This window comes from Leptospira kirschneri serovar Cynopteri str. 3522 CT, assembly GCF_000243695.2.
Lineage (GTDB): Bacteria > Spirochaetota > Leptospiria > Leptospirales > Leptospiraceae > Leptospira > Leptospira kirschneri.
Genome location: NZ_AHMN02000004.1, coordinates 171,596 through 190,267, shown reverse-complemented (window position 1 = coordinate 190,267; position 18,672 = coordinate 171,596). Strand labels below are relative to the sequence as shown.

The 18,672-nt window shown below is 38.0% G+C and carries 15 protein-coding genes and 1 pseudogene; 5 read left to right on the top strand and 11 right to left on the bottom strand.

Annotated elements, in window-relative coordinates:
* Positions 1 to 3 precede the first annotated feature (3 nt).
* From LEP1GSC049_RS223155 to LEP1GSC049_RS223180, 6 genes are all read right to left on the bottom strand, one after another.
* A complete protein-coding gene (locus tag LEP1GSC049_RS223155; RefSeq protein ID WP_004754773.1) occupies positions 4 to 741 on the bottom strand; it encodes a hypothetical protein in 738 nt (245 codons plus the stop codon).
* A 224-nt stretch (positions 742 to 965) separates the two neighbouring features.
* Positions 966 to 2,027: a mannose-1-phosphate guanylyltransferase gene (locus tag LEP1GSC049_RS223160; RefSeq protein ID WP_004753989.1), complete on the bottom strand. Its 1,062-nt coding sequence runs from the start codon at positions 2,025 to 2,027 to the stop codon at positions 966 to 968.
* Positions 2,024 to 2,899: a hypothetical protein gene (locus LEP1GSC049_RS223165; protein WP_004755001.1), complete on the bottom strand. Its 876-nt coding sequence runs from the start codon at positions 2,897 to 2,899 to the stop codon at positions 2,024 to 2,026. The genes LEP1GSC049_RS223160 and LEP1GSC049_RS223165 overlap by 4 nt, the downstream gene beginning before the upstream one ends.
* Entirely contained in the window at positions 2,899 to 3,156 is a 258-nt protein-coding gene (hfq, locus tag LEP1GSC049_RS223170) for an RNA chaperone Hfq (protein WP_001274793.1), read from the bottom strand. The genes LEP1GSC049_RS223165 and hfq overlap by 1 nt, the downstream gene beginning before the upstream one ends.
* 16 nt (positions 3,157 to 3,172) lie before the next feature.
* Positions 3,173 to 4,066 carry a tRNA (adenosine(37)-N6)-dimethylallyltransferase MiaA gene (miaA, locus tag LEP1GSC049_RS223175; RefSeq protein WP_004754207.1) on the bottom strand — a complete coding sequence of 298 codons (894 nt, stop codon included), beginning with the start codon at positions 4,064 to 4,066 and terminating at the stop codon, positions 3,173 to 3,175.
* Between the two features lie 9 nt (positions 4,067 to 4,075).
* Positions 4,076 to 4,552, bottom strand: coding sequence for a TIGR02300 family protein (locus LEP1GSC049_RS223180; RefSeq protein WP_004755284.1), 477 nt, complete (start codon positions 4,550 to 4,552; stop codon positions 4,076 to 4,078).
* A 369-nt stretch (positions 4,553 to 4,921) separates the two neighbouring features.
* Between LEP1GSC049_RS223180 and LEP1GSC049_RS223185 the strand changes: the two genes are divergently transcribed.
* The gene (locus LEP1GSC049_RS223185; protein ID WP_004755130.1) at positions 4,922 to 5,674 is read left to right on the top strand and encodes a pyridoxine 5'-phosphate synthase; all 753 of its coding nucleotides are present in this window, start codon (positions 4,922 to 4,924) and stop codon (positions 5,672 to 5,674) included.
* On the opposite strand, the gene LEP1GSC049_RS223190 is transcribed toward LEP1GSC049_RS223185, so the two are convergent.
* A complete protein-coding gene (locus LEP1GSC049_RS223190; protein WP_004755444.1) occupies positions 5,646 to 6,665 on the bottom strand; it encodes a tetratricopeptide repeat protein in 1,020 nt (339 codons plus the stop codon). The two genes, LEP1GSC049_RS223185 and LEP1GSC049_RS223190, sit on opposite strands and share 29 nt — an antisense overlap.
* Between LEP1GSC049_RS223190 and LEP1GSC049_RS223195 the strand changes: the two genes are divergently transcribed.
* Both LEP1GSC049_RS223195 and nadB read left to right on the top strand, forming a co-directional pair.
* The gene (locus LEP1GSC049_RS223195; RefSeq protein ID WP_016748617.1) at positions 6,607 to 8,430 is read left to right on the top strand and encodes a S41 family peptidase; all 1,824 of its coding nucleotides are present in this window, start codon (positions 6,607 to 6,609) and stop codon (positions 8,428 to 8,430) included. The genes LEP1GSC049_RS223190 and LEP1GSC049_RS223195 overlap by 59 nt on opposite strands.
* A 1-nt stretch (position 8,431) precedes the next feature.
* Positions 8,432 to 10,030 (top strand): L-aspartate oxidase, encoded by a 1,599-nt coding sequence (nadB, locus tag LEP1GSC049_RS223200; protein ID WP_004753820.1) that lies wholly within the window; start codon positions 8,432 to 8,434, stop codon positions 10,028 to 10,030.
* 455 nt (positions 10,031 to 10,485) lie between these two features.
* On the opposite strand, the gene omp85 (LEP1GSC049_RS223205) is transcribed toward nadB, so the two are convergent.
* The 4 genes from omp85 (LEP1GSC049_RS223205) to LEP1GSC049_RS223220 all read right to left on the bottom strand — a co-directional run bounded on the left by omp85 (LEP1GSC049_RS223205) (position 10,486) and on the right by LEP1GSC049_RS223220 (position 17,155).
* Complete coding sequence (omp85, locus tag LEP1GSC049_RS223205; RefSeq protein WP_016560526.1) at positions 10,486 to 12,090, bottom strand: Omp85 family outer membrane protein; 1,605 nt, start codon at positions 12,088 to 12,090, stop codon at positions 10,486 to 10,488.
* 808 nt (positions 12,091 to 12,898) lie between these two features.
* Positions 12,899 to 13,582, bottom strand: coding sequence for a surface adhesin Lsa25 (lsa25, locus tag LEP1GSC049_RS223210; RefSeq protein WP_004754691.1), 684 nt, complete (start codon positions 13,580 to 13,582; stop codon positions 12,899 to 12,901).
* A gap of 7 nt (positions 13,583 to 13,589) precedes the next feature.
* Entirely contained in the window at positions 13,590 to 15,128 is a 1,539-nt protein-coding gene (gene omp85 / locus LEP1GSC049_RS223215) for an Omp85 family outer membrane protein (protein ID WP_016560517.1), read from the bottom strand.
* A gap of 1,367 nt (positions 15,129 to 16,495) precedes the next feature.
* Positions 16,496 to 17,155, bottom strand: coding sequence for a M23 family metallopeptidase (locus LEP1GSC049_RS223220; protein WP_004755447.1), 660 nt, complete (start codon positions 17,153 to 17,155; stop codon positions 16,496 to 16,498).
* Positions 17,156 to 17,598: 443 nt separating this feature from the next.
* Here LEP1GSC049_RS223220 and LEP1GSC049_RS223225 point away from each other — a divergent pair, with 443 nt between their 5' ends.
* Complete coding sequence (locus LEP1GSC049_RS223225; RefSeq protein ID WP_004754159.1) at positions 17,599 to 18,111, top strand: GNAT family N-acetyltransferase; 513 nt, start codon at positions 17,599 to 17,601, stop codon at positions 18,109 to 18,111.
* 314 nt (positions 18,112 to 18,425) lie between these two features.
* Positions 18,426 to 18,542: pseudogene (locus tag LEP1GSC049_RS2000000225420) on the top strand (IS110 family transposase); the annotation flags it as partial.
* Positions 18,543 to 18,672: the final 130 nt, after the last annotated feature.

The following is an 18,672-nucleotide window of genomic DNA, read 5'->3' as shown; positions in this document are numbered from 1 at the left end:
ACCTCAATACCGGGTATATCCGACGTAGTAAAAGTAAGATCCAAGACTCATAAATAGAATTACTTTTACAAAGAGCGGATTTCTTTTTCTCAGCATCCAGTCTAAACCACCAAAAAGCAAACCGAAAACGGCAAGAGAAAATCCAAGCGTATAGAAATCTGTATATGCATAATAAATTCCGAGCGCGGAACAAGCACCTAGAATCAAGTCTTGAAGTTCGCTCCAAAATCTTTTTTTAACACGAATGATCCAAGGTTCTTTGTATTTCCGATTTCTAGAAAAAATCCTTTGCCATAAAGTTTTTTCTCGATTGATTCCAAAAATATGGTCGTATCGAGTTGAGTTTTCCCAAGGTCTGTGAGTTTGTTCTTCTACATGACCTAAAGGTTGTTTAGAAATTCCATACAAACCACCTAGTGTGTTTAGAAGATCCGGATCTGGTAAGCAGGAAAACACTTCCTGAAACGGAGCGAGTTTAGAATAGATAGGAACCATTCTTCCGCTAGAAAGATCCTTCTCCTGAATTACCTCTCCGTCTTTAATGGTGGTAATATAGATCTTTCCGTTTTCACTTGCAATTTCGAGAGTTAAACGGACTTTTTTATCGTGAAAGTTGAGGTCTGCTTGGAGTATATCTCCGGATGGAGTTGTGGCAGAATACGATTTCGTATAACCTTTCGCAGGTGGAGTTTCTTTTTTCCACCATTTGCGAAAAATTGAATAATCCTGAAATGAACCCATACCAATTTATCGGTAAAAATAAAAATGGGCTTAACGGTCTTAAAATATTCTCTAGTTTGATTCCGGGATTTTGATCCCGGAGAAAAATCTACGGATTACTTTTTCTTTTTATGTCTGTTCGCTCTTCTCTTTTTCTTTCTTTTATGAGTAGCGATCTTTCTGCGCTTTCTTTTTTTACCTGAAGGCATTAAAGAACTCCTTAGATTTTCCTTCCTGTCAAAAAACTATTCTGTGTACTTTTGTAAAGTTTTATTTTTACGAAGCTCCGAGACCAGGTTTTTAATATCACCTATTCCTGATTTTGTACTGATAAATAAAACGTCTTCCTCTTCTACAACGATCAAATCGTTTACACCTAAAACGGCTGTAAATTCTTTGCGAGTTTGAGTGATATTTCCAGAAGACTTGTGAAACAAAATCGTCTTTCCCATATGTCTGTTTCCAGACTCGTCCCCTGGCATCACCCTTTCTAAAGAAGTCCAAGATCCTACGTCATCCCAACCAAAACTTGCCTCAACCATTTTGATACGAGAACTTCTTTCCATAATCACTATGTCCACAGGATCAGAAGTAACAATCTTAAAAGCCGCGGCAAGTTCTCCCGCTTTTTTAAAAGGAAATCGTTCTTTAAGAGGATCTAAAGTTTTAGGAGAATGTGTTTTAAATTCTTCTAATATTATAGAAGTTCTCCATAAAAAAATCCCTGGATTCCAATAGAAGGTTTTCTTTTTAATATATTTGAGTGCGGTTTTTACGTCTGGTTTTTCGTAAAAAGATTTTACCGCAAAACAACCGTCAGTCGATTTTCCAGCCTCTATATAACCGTATCCTATTTCAGGACGATTGGGTTTGATTCCTAGTAAAACCAGATGATCCTTTGTATGTTCTAAAGCCTTGGAAATTGTTTTTGTAAATTCCTTTACCGGATGAATCCAAGCGTCCGCAGACAACACTACCTGCAGTGGATCACCGTATTTTTCCTGAAAATATAAGGAAGCAAGTGCAATGATGGGAGCCGTATTTTTTCCTTCGGGCTCTATAATAAAATTTTTTTCGGGGAAATTTTTTTCCTGAGTCAAAATCGATTTTTTTAAACTCGCGTTAGTTCCTATATAAATACGATCTATTGTAGTAATTGTAAGAGCTCGTTCTAAAGTTTCCCGTAAAAGTGTTTTATTAGAATATACTTTCTGAAGTTGTTTCGGTGTGGAAATTCTAGAACGAGGCCAAAAACGTTCTCCCTTTCCCCCCGCCATAATCAAAACTACCGGTTTGTCCTGGTTCATTCTACCTCTTTGGGTTTTTTAGAGTTCTTTTTCTTTTTCGAGGACGGAACTTCTCCTAAAATCATCTCCGAAGGAAGTAAAATCACTTCTATGTTGTCGGATAAACTTTCATAAAGAAGAAACTCTTTCATATCCGGATTTTTAGTTATAAAATCCTTGGTTTTTTCCAAACGTCTAAGAAGCGAAGAAATTTTTGCGTCTTCCTCGATCTTATGAGCCTCCGCTTTTCCTAAGGCGGTTGCAAGATCCAATTTTTTTTGAAGAATCAGATTCTGATTTCTGTAAACGCCCGTGATGAGCGCAGGTTCCGGAACCTGTAAATCTAAAATTCTTAGATTCAAATTTTGGAATGTTTTTTCCTCGGAAAGTAGTTCCGAAGAAAAATTTGTCTTCAGATAATTGTCTAAATTGATTTTGAGGGTGTTCGGATTCGCTAAAAATTCCTCCACTTTTTTGCGGATTATAGAATATACTATTTTTTTAATATACGAATCTATCTTTTCTTGTCCAATTCCCGCGGCTTCCAAAAACTCAAAAGCCTTGTTCGGATGTAAAGAATATCTAACTTCAAGAGAAATCCTGATTTTTCCTTCCGGAGAATTTTCGGGAAACATTCCAGAAGAAAGATCTATGTTCAAGACTACATTAGAAATTTTAGAAAAGATGGGAAAACGAACCACTGTATACTTCCAGGGAAGAATCGTTTTCCATTCGAACACATAACCGGGTCCAGAAGTATAATCTAATAATTCTTCGGAACTATCCAATACAAGAAGCGACTCTCTTTCTTTGAGAGTATGAATACAAAGATAAAAAAAAGCCGCGAAGGTCCCAAAAACGAGAACCCAAAATAACTTAATCCAAAATCGCATTATCCCTGAGCTGCATCTTTGTTGTCTTTTGCTTCCTCGGTGTAGAGCTTAATGATTTTGGCGGGAATGATCGTGGAAATAGCGTGTTTATAAACGAGACTCTGTTTATTTTCCTGTTCGAGTACGATCGTAAAATTATCGAAACTTACCACCTTGCCTTTCAAGGGAACCCCGTTCAGTAGATAAATCGTAAGATCCAATTTATCCTTACGGGCAGTGTTTAAGAGTTGGTCCTGTATATTGTTTTTAGCAGACATCTTTTTTTATTTCCGTTTATTTTATATGTTTGATCCGTTCCAGCGCCTCGGACCGATCCATCGATTGGATGTAGTTTTCCTTTCGAAACCAAGTGATCTGTCTTTTGGCATAATTCCTGTGAGATTGGCTTAAATCCGCAAGGAATGTTTCTACATTGGAGTTTCCTTTTTTATTTTCAAGTGCAAAATTATAACCTAAAGATTTGAGTCCGGGACAAGATTCTCCGTATCTTTCTCTAATTTTCCAAGCCTCATCTGCCATTCCTAAATCAATCATCTGCTTGGCTCTTAGATTGATTCTTTCATAAAGTTCTTTTCGATCCAGATCCAAAAAAATACCCAGACGAATTTCCAGATCGTATTTATAAATCGCGGAAGTATTCGGATCAATTTTCAAACGAGACCATTTCTCTCCCATCAAATTGACTTCTAAAGCCCTACCCAATCTATAATCGTCCCCTGAAAATATTTTATCCAAAGCTTCCGGATCTAAGTCATTCAAAAGTGTCTTTTTTTCTTCTAGATTCATAGAAAGAACCCGTTCTCGAACGGAAACACTGATCTCCGGCACTGGAAACATTCCAAACAAAAATGCTTTTAAATAAAAGCCAGTGCCCGCAGTAAAAACAGGAATTTTACCGGAATTTAAAACCTTTTGTAAAGCTTCTTCCGCCATTCTATTATAGAATCCGGCGTCTATACTTTCTTTAGGGGATAAAACTTCCACGAGATGATGACGAATTTTTAACTGCTGCTCTTTTGTAGGAGCAGCAGTTCCAATCGACATTTCCCTATATATTTGTCTGGAATCGAAAGAAAGAATCTCGAACCGAGTAGGATCCAGTTCGGTTATGAGAGAAGTTTTACCCGCTCCGGTCGGAGCGGCAAGAATCAAAATCGGAAAAGTCAAAGAAGAAGATTACTCCTCCTGTTCTTCCGCATCATCCTCTTCTTCCTCCAAAGCTTCTTCCAGTGGTTCTTCGGTGAACTCCATTTCGTCGTCTTCAACTAAAGCATCTTCTTCTATGACCTCTTCTTCGACGACTCTAGGACGAACAGTACGAGTGCGTGCAACTGGACGTTTATTTTGATCCGCTCCACATTTAGGACAGATCTTTTCTTCTTTGTTAAGATCGTAAAATTTGGTAGAACAAGTATGACAGGTCCATTTTTTTCCCAGAGGATTGAGGGAAGCAGCAACCTTAGACCCGGAAACTTTTTTCGTACTTGCAGGTTTAGATTTTGTAGAAGGACTCGATAGAGCCTTTTTGATGATCTCAACTTTCTTTTTTGCCGATGCGTTCCCTTTTTTGGGCGCAACTTTTTTTGCAGTCGCCTTTTTTTTAGCGGCGGCCGTGGCAGTTTTTTTGGGCTTAGTCTTTTTGTTATTTGCCATCGGAATTGACCATGTTATGTGAGAGGTAGCGACATTCAAGCAGAAATAATTGTAGCCTCTTACTTGAAGGACGGGCGGAAACCTTAACCGATTTTTGAAAAAAACGCAAGGAAAGAATCTTTTGATTTTTCTTTTTTTCGATTTTTAAAAATAGAATTTTTTCTTAAAAGATAGTTTTTAAAGCCGAGCTGACGTATTTATATTTTTAGGTATTAAAATACGATCTAAAAAATAGAGTTAGCTCTACTCTATAACTATAAATCGAGTGTCCAGAAATTCATCGCCTCAAAATTTATATTACTCTATTTCGTAAAAGATTAGTAAAAACGAATTTACGTTTCTAAACCGTATTTAAGGGAGAATCCAACTTTGAAAGTCAAACTCAGCGTAAATATCAACAAAATCGCAACCCTACGCAATTCAAGAGGGGGGAATATTCCAGATCTATTATATTTTGCAAATTTGGTTTTGAAGGCGGGGGCGCACGGAATTACGGTTCACCCCAGAGAAGACGAAAGACATATTCGAAAAGAAGACGTTTTTGTTCTAAAAGAATTCATTGATTCCTACAATCGAAAGAATAATACAAAAATCGAATATAATTTAGAAGGGGAACCTTCTCACCGTTTTTTGGATTTGGTTCTAAAAACAAAACCAGATCAGGCAACTCTCGTTCCAGTAACCCCAGGAGAAATCACCTCGGATCACGGATTCGATTTTGAAAAAGACATGGAAATCCTTTCCGAATATTCTAAAATTCTAAAGAAAGATAAGATACGAGTTTCCCTTTTTGTAGAAACCGGCCTGAAAAACCTGAAACTCGCCTCTTTTTCTGGCGCGGATCGAGTAGAGTTTTATACGGGTCCTTTTGCAGAAGCATTCGATCATTCTCCTCAAATTGGAAAAAAACGTTTTGAAACCGAGTATGTTCCTGCCGCCACTGAAATTCTAAACCAAAAGATGGGAATCAACGCAGGTCATGATCTGGATCATGAAAACTTGAAAATTTTTTCCAAACTTCCAGGTCTTCAAGAAGTGTCCATCGGACATAGACTGATTTCTAGAGCCTTAGAAACCGGAATCGATCAAAGTGTTAAGGATTATCTTCAAGCTCTTTCGTAAGATGTCTAAATCCTTCAAAACCAGGATCTCCTTGAATCAAATAAAAGGCCGCTTTTTTGAGATTGAGTGCCAAATTTTTAGAGTGTTGATTTTTTTGAGAAACCTTTTCTAGACTTTCTTTGAACTTTTTCAAGTGTTCTACGGCTTGTACTTTATTTTTGGATCTTACGGATTGTCTGAATTCCCTCCAAGTTTTTGTGACTTCCTGATTGGGAATTTGCATCTTTTCTAAGGTTTGTCTACGCACAGCACCACTTACATCCCAGACTTCTCGATACGGATGTGAATTCTCTAGAAATTTATAATATTCTTTTATATAATTTACTTCACTCGGTTTTAAGTGAACCAGAGATTCCGATTCTCCCACACATTCCGCAAAAATCCCTTTTTGTAAGGATTCCTTTCCGATTTCTTTCAAAGCCGCCAGTATGATCAAATCTGAAAGTGTCTCATTCTTTTTTCCTTCTTTACAGTTTTTAATCGCTCTGAAGTATCTCTTCTCTACTTCGTCTACGGAAAGTGCTTCTCCCTGTTCTAACTCCAAATGATACGCAATCTGAAATACTTGATCTCTGTAGAGGCTATCAGACGGATCTGCTTTTCTGGCTCGAAGCGCGTATTCCAATGCTTCGGAATAATTTTTTGAAGAGGCTAAAAGTATGGAAAGATTGTAACAAGACAAAGCCCGGTCCGGATGTAAAGATCTACAACTGGACTTAAGTAGCTTAATGGAAGTTTCCCTTTCTTCTGGAGTTCCGTAAAATTCCACAATCGCCTGTTCTTGGACCATCTCTAAGGCAAACCTTCCGGAACCGGGCATGGAAACAGTTGAACAGTAAAATCCGAAAATCAATAAGATAAAACTTACGTTCCAAAGAGATTGACACTTTAAGATTTCAATAGAGAATGAACTGAAAATTTTCTGAAAGGACATGAGTTTGAAAAAAGGATCTACCGTATTTTCGTTGTTACTTTCCACTCTTTTGGCCATTTTTATCCTATTCTGCGAGCCTACATCCGGCAAGTCCCCGGTCAAGGCGGACTTTACACTCAAAGATTTTGATAACGTCGTGAGTCACGTTTCCCGTTATTATATCGACAAAAACATCGATAAAAACCGAGCCTACCGAGAAGCGGCGATCTACGCTCTCTTATCTCTTCCTCATTCCATTTATCTTTATCCGGAAAGTTATTTCAAAGAAAGAGATAAATACGAAGAAAAAGACGAAATTTTTCCAGGTAAAACGTTTAAAATTTCCACAGACGATTCTTTCATTCTTTTTGATCCGGATTATGCGGAAGTGGAAAAAATCCGAGATCGTAAACTCAAAGAAGACGCAAATAAATCCAAGGTTAGCGACGAAGAAGTTAAAAAGATCGTAGAAAGAGAAAAGATCCGTAAGAACGTTCTCGCTTCTAAATGGGAACGAACTGGTTTTAGTAAAAAAGATTTTGATAGAGTACTCGCATTTATAGAAACCAATTTAGATAAGTATAAGGATTCTCCTTTAAAAGATCCTTTTGGAGAATCTGAAGAAAAATCCAAAGAACCGTTTACAATGAACGACGTGATGCTTGCGGCGGCAAACGGTTATCTATCTTCTTTAGATCCCCATAGTAACGTTTTCTTAAGATCCGCTTGGGAAGAATCCATGGCCAAAATTCAAGACGGAAGTTTTGAAGGAATCGGTGCCATTCTTTCCGGCGGAGGCAACAAAGAAGTTGTAGTGGAAAATCCGCTGGAAGGAAGACCCGCGGTCAACGCTGGAATCCGTTCCGGAGACGTGATTCTTGCAGTTGATGGAAAGTCGATCAAAGGAATTCTTTTAGACAAGGTAGTAGAAAAAATTAAAGGTAAAAAAGGTTCTAAAGTAGCGCTTACCATTCAAAGAAAAGGAGTTCCAGGAACCTTACACATTGAAGTAGTAAGAGATACGATTGAAATCAAAAACTTAAGTAGTAAACTCATCGAAGGTCATGAACATATCGGTTATATCAAACTCACCGGTTTTGTGAAGTCGGAAGAAGGCCCTTCCGTAGATAGAGAAATCGTAGAAAAATACAAAGAACTAGATAAAGAAGCTCAAGCGAAAGGCACCAGACTCAAAGCGTTGGTTTTAGATCTTAGAAATAACGCAGGCGGTTACTTAGACCTTGCAATCGACATTGCGGATATGTTTATCGAAAAGGGTCTGATCGTTTCCACCAAAAGCCCGAATCGTAGCCCCGAAGACGCTTACGCAAAGAACAAGGACATCACCAATTTACCGTTAGCCGTTCTAATCAACGCTAAATCCGCTTCCGCTTCTGAAATCGTAGCCAGCGCGATCAAACACCATGGAAGAGGAATTTTACTAGGTGAAAGAACCTTTGGAAAGGCTACCGTACAAAAGTTAATGCCTTTAGGGAACGACTATTTGATCAAACTTACACAAGCTCGTTATTATTCTCCTTCCGGAAACACGATTCAAGTCGTAGGAGTCAAACCAGACATAGACATTTCCTCCGAAGAAGACGGTTCATTTCCGTTTCGATTTAGAGAAGAAAATATGTGGAACCATCTTTCCGAACTTCCTCCAGAAGCTGAAGAAAAAAGTTCCTTCGACGTGAAGAAGTTAGAAGCCTGGGTTCAAAAAAACGGAAAGGCACCTGAGTTCATTGCGTCCCATAAAAACGATCCGATCAAACCGGACTACCAATTGATCCGTTCCTTGGATTATATAGAAGCCCTACTCGCCACACAAAAAAAGAAATAACATGCCCCGTATCAAAACGGACTTTTTAGTCCTAGGGAGCGGAATTACAGGTCTTTTTGCGGCCTTAAAACTCGCTCCCTATGGCTCCGTAATCATAATCACAAAAAAATCGGACTACGAATCCAATACAAACTATGCACAAGGTGGAATCGCTTCCGTATTTGCGGAAGGAGACAAACTAGAAGATCACGTAAGAGACACTTTAGAAGCGGGAGCCTGGCTTTGTGATCCCGCGGCGGTTCAAGTTTTAGTGGAAGAAGGCCCTCCTCTAGTAAAAGAACTTTTAAATTATGGAGTTCCGTTTAATTTAGAACCTTCCGGTAAATTTGATCTTTCCAGAGAAGGAGGACACGGTAAAAACAGGATTGTACATGCACACGACAGAACCGGAAGGGAAATCGAAAAAACCCTTTTAAGCGTGGTCAAACAAAATTCAAACATTCAAATATTAGAATATCATACTTTAGTAGATTTAATTACTCCACATCATCTAAAACGAAAAGGTCTAATCTGTTACGGAGCCTATGTCCTTTCCAACCATACGGGAGAAGTGTTTCCTATTTTGGCAAAAGAAACAATTCTTGCCACCGGCGGTGCGGGTCAGGTTTACTCCCATACTACCAATCCTAAAATCGCCACCGGAGACGGTGTCGCTTCTGCATACAGAGCGGGTGCTCTCATTAAAAACATGGAATTCTATCAATTTCATCCCACCGCACTTTATCACAAAGACGGAAATTCTTTTTTGATCTCAGAAGCGGTGCGTGGTAAAGGAGCAATTTTACTCAATCGGGACGGTGAAACGTTTATGAAACGTTATCATCCTATGGGTGATCTGGCTCCTAGGGACGTGGTAGCAAGAGCCATAGATTCAGAGATGAAAAAAAGAGGGGAAACTCATGTTTGGTTGGACGTCACACATCTTCCTTCTTCTCAGATCAAAGAATCTTTTCCTTCCATCTACGAAAAATGTAAGGAACTGGGAATTGACATCACCACCGATCGGATTCCGGTCGTTCCAGTTGCTCATTTTTTATGTGGAGGTGTAGCTTCGGACTTAGAAGGTAGAACTACGATTTCTAATCTTTCAACAGCAGGAGAAACCGCATGTACCGGTGTTCACGGAGGTAACCGCCTTGCTTCTAATAGTCTTTTAGAATGTCTCGTATTCTCTAATCGGATCGCTCAGAGAGTTTCAAAAGAAAGTCCGGAATTTACTAAAGCACACGATGAAATTCCTTCTTGGAACAAAGAAGGAATGGTCAACACGGAAGAATGGGTTTTGATTTCTCATGATCTAAACGAAATTAAAAATACGATGAGCAATTACGTTGGAATCGTCCGTTCGAATCTCAGATTGGAAAGGGCAAAACGTAGAATGGATCTGATCTACGACGAAGTAAAGGACTACTACAATCGAACCGTGATCACAAATCCACTCATCGAATTGCGCAATTTGGTAATCGTCGGAGAACTGATCATTCGTTCTGCACTTGCCAGAAAAGAAAGTAGAGGTCTTCATTTTTCCACAGATTATCCTGAAAATAGAAACCCTTCTAGAATAGACACAGAAATCAGAAACGAAAAAGTTCTTCTTTAATTTGGAAATTGTAGGAACTATTACAAATCCGGGTTTTACAGTTAAACTCTGAAATTGTAGGAACTATTACAAATCCGGGTTTTACAGTTAAACTCTGAAATTGTAGGAACTATTACAAATCCGGGTTTTACAGTTAAACTCTGAAAATGTAGGAACTATTACAAAATCCGGGTTTTACAGTTAAACTCTGAAATTGTGGGAACTATTACAAAATCCGGGTTTTACAGTTAAACTCTGAAAATGTAGGAACTATTACAAATCCGGGTTTTACAGTTAAACTCTGAAAATGTAGGAACTATTACAAATCCGGGTTTTACAGTTAAACTCTGAAATTGTGGGAACTATTACAAAATCCGGGTTTTACAGTTAAACTCTGAAATTGTGGGAACTATTACAAAATCCGGGTTTTACCGAATTTTTTTCCGAAGGAAGGCGATAGCGTCCACTCACTATCTTCAGAACGCGTGACTAAAATTGACAAAGAGTTGTTTATCTTCTCTGGAAACTGCATAGTCCATCATAATGATCGTGGCTTGATTCCAAGCAATTCTAAGACCTAAACCCTGAGAATATTTATAATCGGTTAGACCCGCCTTGTGTTCATCGTTCCAAACCCTGCCAAAATCCCAGAAAGGAACTAAGTTTAATGCGAAGTATTCTCCCCCGACTGAAAATGCCCAAAATTTCCAACGAATTTCCAACGTACCAAAACCCATCGCACGTCCCACAAATCGATCCTGTTTATAACCTCTAAGCGTTCTAAGTCCACCCAAACCGGAGACAGTGTTTTCCGTGCCCCAAAGATTTCTATATTCAAAAAATGGAACATTCCCATCCGAAATCCCAAAACCAAATCTGGAAGCCAAAACCAACTTTTCAAACGTCTTCGGAAACGGACTATAAAAGAACTTCGCATGTCCAAAATACTTCTGAAAATCAAAATCAGAACCAATGGTTTTAGAAGCCTTCTCATAAGTGCCTTCCAAAAAAACACCAGAGTTCGGGTCTGGTTCAAAATCTCTCGTATCATACACAAGACCAATCTTAGCAGTATTTACAAATCCTCCGTGATAGCCTAAAATTTTTCCGGCTTCGGCGTCTTCGGTAAGTCTGGTTTTAGCATTTGGGATCTGCCCCGAATTACTCAAAGGAGTTCCTTCAAAAATCGGGTCCACCGACTTTACAAATTTTCCGTCGTTCACATGTACAATGTTATTCGAAAGTCTAAAACCAGCCACGAGCCTTACGGTTCCGTGAAAAAAAGACCGCTCTGTACTGAAGTTCAACTGAGGAGTTTGGATCGTATAACGGTTGTACATACGATCTGTCACATTGAACCCAGGACCGGAGGGAATTCCTGAATAAATCCTGCCTCCAAGTTCAATCGGATCTCCAGGACCTCCCGGTCTTTGGTATTGAAACGTAGATTCCTGTAAACCATACTGCCCGTTCGTAACCTGTGGAGCGCCTGGTTGATTTCGTTCTTGATATGTCAGAGGTTTTAACGTGGATTCTCCTACACCAAAATATAAAGTAGTAGGAGTGATCGTAAGTAAAGCATCCGCACGAAGCCTCCACTGTGTATTCGCTACATAAGGCATATCCAAACTGAGCTGGTGGTATTGAGCATTTTTTGTCGTATTAAAATACTGCGCGAAAAAACGAAGTCTATATGGAGTATATTCAAAAAACGGATCACTTTTTTTTCCGTTATTATAGCCGTAAACTCTGACTCCGTATCCGATCCCTTCGTTCGGATCAGAATTGATCAAAGGAAGTCCCGTAGGATACCAACCTTCTTTTTTATTATCCAAATCTTTTTTACACATCTGTTTGGCCCGATCGATCGAAAAAGGAAGATCCTTTCTTGCTTCTGGCTTGTCACAACCCGTAAAGTTTTCTTGGGCAGAAATTTTTAAAGAAGAGATAAAAATACATCCAGAAATTACAAAAATTGTAAAAAAGGATTTGTAGAAATTTTTTAAACTCCACTTTCTACTTTTGCAAAAAATAGGAATGAAAGATCTTTGTAGTTTTAAAATCTGATTATCGTTTTTCATCTATTTAGAATCAAAAATTTACAATTATTCATCAAAATCAATCTAACAATCTTTTCATTTCCGGTAAAGTATTCAAAAACTTCCTAAAGTCGCCTTTAAAACCTTTTTATAACCCGGATAATGTGATGAATTATCCTCTAAAATAGATCTAAATCCTTCTAAGATCCTATTTTAGAAAGTTAAAATCCCGTTATACGAAACACCTTTTCTAAGACAAGTGAAAAGAATTAATTTCTACAACTTATCTCAAAACAAAACCGCTAAAAAATCTCTCTCGCCGTAACAATAACGAAGTACGGCAAGTCTTTCCAAATTTAACATTCTGTCCAATTTTAACGTGAGTTCGACGTAAGAAAACCGAGGCAAATCTGGCTTGCCACGGACAACCCGAACCGGGTTCTTTAGTTTTCGTCAATAAATTGCATACAGGAAACATAATACACCAACCCTGTTTCGTTTCAATTTCAAACACAATCTGTCGAACGAGCGAGACGCTTTAATTACTTCAAGCGACCCGGAAAACTAAAGCGAATGCCTCTCTAAGGATCGGCATTCAGGAAAACGTTTTGCTAAGTTCAAGAAGTGAAACGGCTTGAGTTTGAGAGAGCGTTCTGCTTGAGTTCCCCCACCATCGGTGTTAATTCACGTTAAGTAGTAAAATCTAAACAACATACCTATTTCAAGTTTAGACAGAACGCAAAAAGTTCCCCATACAAGCACTCTCCTAATTTTTTTTATCAATCTTTGGATGAAACATACTCTACTTCTATTTAGATACGCTCATAAAAATTTTTTGACTTCTCAATAATTAAGGAAGACTTCGAACGCATCGGACAAAATTTCGATTCGTTTTTGCAAAAGCCATTTCTTCCCCAAAATGAGAAGCTTCAAAACTAATTGTATGAGCCGTATCCACAGTTCCTTCCTTTGCCCAAGAAGTCCAATAATGGTCTTCTACAGTATTCGGAAATTTCAAAAGAAAAGAATTCAAACTTCCGGAAGCGGTCAAAGCCTTTAACTCCGGTAAGTTGGGAAGTCTCCAATCGGAATGTCCTGCAGTACGATCCTGAGAACAAGTATCATAGGCTTCGCTCGTTCCGGAAAATCCGGAAGTTTGTCCAACTAAAACCTGCGGGATAGAAATGGTATTACAGTCGCTCAGATTGAGAGAACAATATTGAAAAAGAGAAGCGCCGTATCTTCCTATGATCGTAGAAGCATCGTTGATTCCTTCACAATCGTATTGGCCGTTTTGTCCTACCCTAAGAGCCTGCCCCTGTGTACAAATTTTCCACATCAACCTACTCGTTGTATCGGTAATCGTTCCGGAAGTAGTATCCACCGAATAAGGATTAAAAAATAACATACCTGCAAGTAATACTTTCTCGTCCTCGTTGATAAAACCTAAAGTAGTATCGTCCGGTTTCTCCTCGCAATTTACAAAAAAAGAAAATAAGATATAGAATATTAGAATATACTGATATTTTTTCATGATTCCCTCAGAAAATGTGGTTAAAGTTCATAAATACTTGTTTGTCTTCTTTGGAAACCGCGTAGTCCAACATTAAGATCGTACTCTGATTCCAGGCGATTCTAAATCCCAAACCTCTGGAATATTTATAATCCTTAAGCCCCACGTTATGTTCGTCGTCCCAAACTCTACCAAAATCCATAAAAGGCACCAGGTTAAGAGCAAAATGTTGTCCGGCTATGTTAAAATCGAAAAACTTCCAACGAAGTTCTATGTTTCCCCATCCCATTGCTTTACCGGTAAATCGATCTTGTTTATAACCTCTCAGAGTTCTTAGTCCTCCGAGACCAGTAATTCCACCTTCTGTAGACCATAAATTTCTATATTCGAAAAATGGTGCATCCCCTTCGGTCAAACCAAACGCCCCTCTACCCGCAATGACTAGTTTATCAAATACTTTTGGAAACGGACTGTAGAATAATTTAATCTGAGTAAAATATTTGGAATATTGAAAATCAGATCCAAAGGCTTTAGCAACTTTTTCATAAGTCGCTTCCACAAACATTCCTCGGTTCGGATCTGGTTCCAAGTCCCGAGTGTCTAAGACCAATCCAAATCGAACCGAATTCACATTACCGCCGTTAGCTCCTATAATTTTTCTAGCTTCTGCATCTTCGGTTACTTTTGTTTTTCCGTTGGGAGTCATACCGGAATTACTAAAAGGAGTTCCTTCCGTCAAAGGATCCGTACTTTTTACAAATTGACCGTCGAAAGTTTTGATTATGTTCTGAGAAACCCTAACTCCAGCGACCGTTCTAACCAATCCCCCGAAAAAGATATGTTCTCCACTGAGATTGGCTTGTGGGGAACGGATGTCATAGCGGTTATACATTCGATCCGTGACCCGAAACGCATCATTGTTCGGAAAACCAGAGTAATTGGTTCCTTGAAAATCGACTGGATCCCCTGGACCGCCAGGTCTTGTAAAATAGATATTTTTTTCTCTTTCGTGGTAAGTTGCGTTTCTTACGACTTCACCTCCCGGTTGATTGCGTTCTTGGTAGGAAAGACTTTCTAAGGATTTCTCGCCTATTCCATAATATAAAGTATTTGGATTTGTATCGTAGATCAAATCCCCTCTCAGTCTCCACTTGGTATCAAAGACATAAGGAGCATCAAAACTGATATCTTGGTACTGTCTATTTTTAGTCGTATTAAAATACTGGGCGAACATTCTAAATCGATACGGAGCGTATTCAAAAAACGGATCGGATTTTTTACCGTTATTGATCAAAAATACCCGGACCCCGTATCCAACACCTACGTTCGGATCGGAATTCAAAAGAGGAAGACCGGTGGGAAACCAACCTTCTTTCTTTTTACAAATATCTTCCGGTCTCAGACGTCTCATTTCAGAGATAGGAAAGGGTAAATCCGTTCTTGGTTTCCGTTGGACATCGTCCATAAATGCCAACTTAGAACAATCTTCTTGTTGTCCATAGGCGGCTCCGGTCGCTACAAAAAGCAGACTGATTGCAAAACTTACGAATATCAGAAATTTCTTCATGGATTTCCTGTTTCTATATTTCAGAACCAAACGGAAACGGTTCATGCATATACTGTCAATTTGATTTTTCAAAGAATCTCAGAAATAGATTCGATCGACATTCTTTTATTCATAACACTTGGTATGATATTGATTACAAAAATCCAAATCCAACAGGAAAGCAACTTTTTATCACAAACCTGGGAATATTGAGTTTGGATACTTGCTTTGAATGTAAATTCATCCCCACGATTCATTTTTTTGAAAAAAATTAGAATTTAGATTTTGAGAACCGATTCCTACTCAAAACTATAGAACAGAGTACACAATCCAATAGTTTACACTTCAATAAAATTGTTGAAAGTAGAGATTCACAAAATACTCCAACGACCGTTTTCATAAAACAGATAGAGAATCAACAACTCTAATCATGTAAATTCTATATAATAAAGTTTGAGTATTGCCGGACCGCATTTTCAGCTCCGATCAACAAATTGAGGAAACAAAATCTTTTTCTGATTTAAATTGATTATAAAATGCGATCCGTCGAACGTTCCATGGAGAGTCCCACAAGTATTTGGATCTCAATATAAATCTGTAGGAATTACGATAAATCCTCTGTAAAAAGATCGACCCCGCCCGCGTTTTGAGTGGTGGTGGGAAAATTTGAAAGATTTTTCTCTATCAGAAAAACATACTTTTTGCAAGTAAAAAGTCTCATTCTTGTCGGAACACTTGAAAAATGTGCGTTTTGGATTCCACAACGCGACCTGTCGAGCGACCGTAGAAGCGAGACGGCTTGAGTTACTTCGAGCAACCTAAAACGCGACCCTTAGGAAAGCGTTTTGCTGAGTTAACGCTTTCGTAAAAAGCGTTTTGCTTTAGTTTCCAACGCGACCCGGAAAACTCAGCGAATGCCTCTCTAAGGATCGGCATTCAGGAAAGCGTTGTGCTTTAGTTCAATTTTGATTCTAAAACCCTATTCAACTTGTGGGGTGGTCTCAATCGCTTCGCGCTGGATAATACCAAATTCACTTTCTCTTTATTTTAAAAATGTGGGAACTCTCACAAACCACGATTTTACGAACAAATTCTCAAATTGTAGGAACTCATACTTTTAGAAATTTCTTTCTCAGTCGGATTCACTTTAAAATTTTCGTAATAGTCGCAAAACAACGGTTTTGTGCAAAAATCAAATGGAGGATGTCTTTTTGTATTTCATAGTAGTTCCCACAATTTTCAAAGTTAACAGGTAAATCCACGATTTGTGAGAGTTCCCACAATTCTAAAGTTTCGTGAAAAACACTGAGAAAGAATTCAGAACATCGCTTCTGAATTCGTGACATTTCACAAAAAGTTCTTTTTACAGAGAAAGAAATTTTTATCGATCATTTCAATTTTCGATTTTTACGGATGAATACTTTTGGATTGAGATAACCAGAAGGATTTCTACTATAACCAGGGCCTGTCGGAAGCAAAAAATCATCCCGCATTTCGAAATGCAGATGTGGCCCATAACGACCATTGGCGTCACCGATCCTACCGATCACTTTGCCTTTTCGAATCCGATCTCCTTTAGAAACATTTATCTTAGAAAGATGTGCATAAAGAGAATTGATTCGTTTTCCGTTGGGAAGTAGATGAGTCATCATAATTACGGTTCCCCAACCGGGCCCTTCGTCACCTACAAATTTCACGATTCCGTGTGAAACAGCATAAACCGGATCTCCATAGTCGTTTCTACCGACCGCATTCCAATCCTCACCTAGATGAAAATTTTTTCCAAAAGGTTGTTTGTCTATATAACCCTTTGCGTTCGGTTTTCCAACTGGAAAGTCAAAACCGTCGGAAACGTATTCTTTATGTTCAGAAAAAAATTTATCAATGGAGTCAAGTTCAAGTTCTTCTCGAGGAGATTCAAAGACTTTAGGGATTTCTAATTTACTTTCTGAATAAAGTATAAAAGTAAAAATCAGGCTTTGTAGAATTACACAAAGTCCTAAAAATTTTTTTCGAATCTTTTTTGCCACAGTAAAATCACTTTTCATTCTATTAGAGTATTCTAAAAAAAAGGGCTAAAAAATACATTCTAAAAAAGCAGTCCATTCGGAGTTTAAAAACTTTTATATCTTTGCAAAATCGAGGGTTAATTTTGGTACTATTTTCATACGTCCTCTTAGTAAGAATCTTACTACTGACCTATCGTAAATTTTTATTGCAAAGCCCTGTTTCAGCGTAAAATATTGGGCGCTCTATTTGATAATTAGAGTTGTTGAAAAATTCCATAGTGAAGATTCGTAAAATTGCTTCAATTGTCCATTCAATCCAATACAAACAGATCAAGAATTAATTTTTCAACAACTCTATTCTAAATAGAATTTTACAGAAAAATTCCTAAATATGGTTCAAATTGAATTCATAAAATAGGAGATGCAAATCTACGGACAAATTGAATCTTTAGAAAAATATTCTTGTTCAATTCAAAACCCAAATGCCTAAGTCTAAAACGAATTCAAAAAAATTTCAAATCGCTAATTTACTTCCAGAACACAGAGAAGCCTCAATCGAACTCGTAAATCAATTCTTTCGTCTAATCAACTCTTTACAGTTAGACGGAATCTTTAAAATTCGCCCTCGTGCAGGCACAAAGATGATAGACGTCTATCTTAAACTAAAAGGCACCGGAAAAGTATTACTTTTAGGAGGTTTTTTAGGAGATGAACTTGTTTCTCTTTTGATAGCCAGGACAGAAGACAAACCTTATTTAGAAGAACAGAAAACTCTATTCATCGATCTGGCTGTAACCAAACGAGGAAAACAAAAATCAGGTTATATGAAACCATTGGTTTTAGCATGCGAATCTTGGGCAAAAGACCAAGAATTCAAAAGTATAGAACTCAGAGCCATAATAGAAAACGAAAACGCAGTTTCATTTTGGAAGGCAATGGGTTACGATCCTTTTTATATTCGATTTAGAAAATCGTTTAACGTAAATTCTACTTAAAAAAACAATCCACTTTTTTCAAAGATTCAAAACATCTAAATAACGTAATGTGAATTCAACGTAAAAAAATCTGGGCGATCCAGTTGCTTGCCACAGGTAAGCCGAACCGGCTTACCTGCTCTGGTTAATCAAGTGCATTCAGGAAACATTATATAATAATCGTCTTTAGTTTCAATATAGAACGCGATCCCGTAGATGAATCTAAATCGGTCACCAGTGTTGTAACTTAACAAAGTCGACCGAGTATAGAAATGCTGGTGTTATTACCCGACTTTGTTAAGCTCTTCTGTCTCTGTCATTTCAGGAGAAAAGAAATGGAAAGTCAAGTTATAGGAGTCGATTGCGGAAAGAAAGGTATAGAGGTTGTTCAAATCAATTCGGAGAACTCACTCCAATTTAGCACAACGGAAAATGGCATTAAAAATTTATTATGCGACTTAATCTGTGGGAACTCCATTGTTTTTAGTCTTTAAAAATTAAGATCAATCATTTCTATAAATGAATGTAGGAACTATTACTTTTAGAAAAATCTTTTTAGTTTTTCTTACGTCGAACTCACGT

What these genes read in the sequence shown, in the direction of transcription:
- LEP1GSC049_RS223155 (WP_004754773.1), bottom strand. Translation starts at nt 741, where the DNA reads ATGGGTTCATTTCAGGATTATTCAATTTTTCGCAAATGGTGGAAAAAA.
- LEP1GSC049_RS223160 (WP_004753989.1), bottom strand. Translation starts at nt 2,027, where the DNA reads ATGAACCAGGACAAACCGGTAGTTTTGATTATGGCGGGGGGAAAGGGA.
- LEP1GSC049_RS223165 (WP_004755001.1), bottom strand. Translation starts at nt 2,899, where the DNA reads ATGCGATTTTGGATTAAGTTATTTTGGGTTCTCGTTTTTGGGACCTTC.
- hfq (WP_001274793.1), bottom strand. Translation starts at nt 3,156, where the DNA reads ATGTCTGCTAAAAACAATATACAGGACCAACTCTTAAACACTGCCCGT.
- LEP1GSC049_RS223180 (WP_004755284.1), bottom strand. Translation starts at nt 4,552, where the DNA reads ATGGCAAATAACAAAAAGACTAAGCCCAAAAAAACTGCCACGGCCGCC.
- LEP1GSC049_RS223195 (WP_016748617.1), top strand. Translation starts at nt 6,607, where the DNA reads ATGAGTTTGAAAAAAGGATCTACCGTATTTTCGTTGTTACTTTCCACT.
- LEP1GSC049_RS223190 (WP_004755444.1), bottom strand. Translation starts at nt 6,665, where the DNA reads ATGGCCAAAAGAGTGGAAAGTAACAACGAAAATACGGTAGATCCTTTT.
- nadB (WP_004753820.1), top strand. Translation starts at nt 8,432, where the DNA reads ATGCCCCGTATCAAAACGGACTTTTTAGTCCTAGGGAGCGGAATTACA.
- omp85 (WP_016560526.1), bottom strand. Translation starts at nt 12,090, where the DNA reads ATGAAAAACGATAATCAGATTTTAAAACTACAAAGATCTTTCATTCCT.
- lsa25 (WP_004754691.1), bottom strand. Translation starts at nt 13,582, where the DNA reads ATGAAAAAATATCAGTATATTCTAATATTCTATATCTTATTTTCTTTT.
- omp85 (WP_016560517.1), bottom strand. Translation starts at nt 15,128, where the DNA reads ATGAAGAAATTTCTGATATTCGTAAGTTTTGCAATCAGTCTGCTTTTT.
- LEP1GSC049_RS223220 (WP_004755447.1), bottom strand. Translation starts at nt 17,155, where the DNA reads ATGAAAAGTGATTTTACTGTGGCAAAAAAGATTCGAAAAAAATTTTTA.
- LEP1GSC049_RS223225 (WP_004754159.1), top strand. Translation starts at nt 17,599, where the DNA reads ATGCCTAAGTCTAAAACGAATTCAAAAAAATTTCAAATCGCTAATTTA.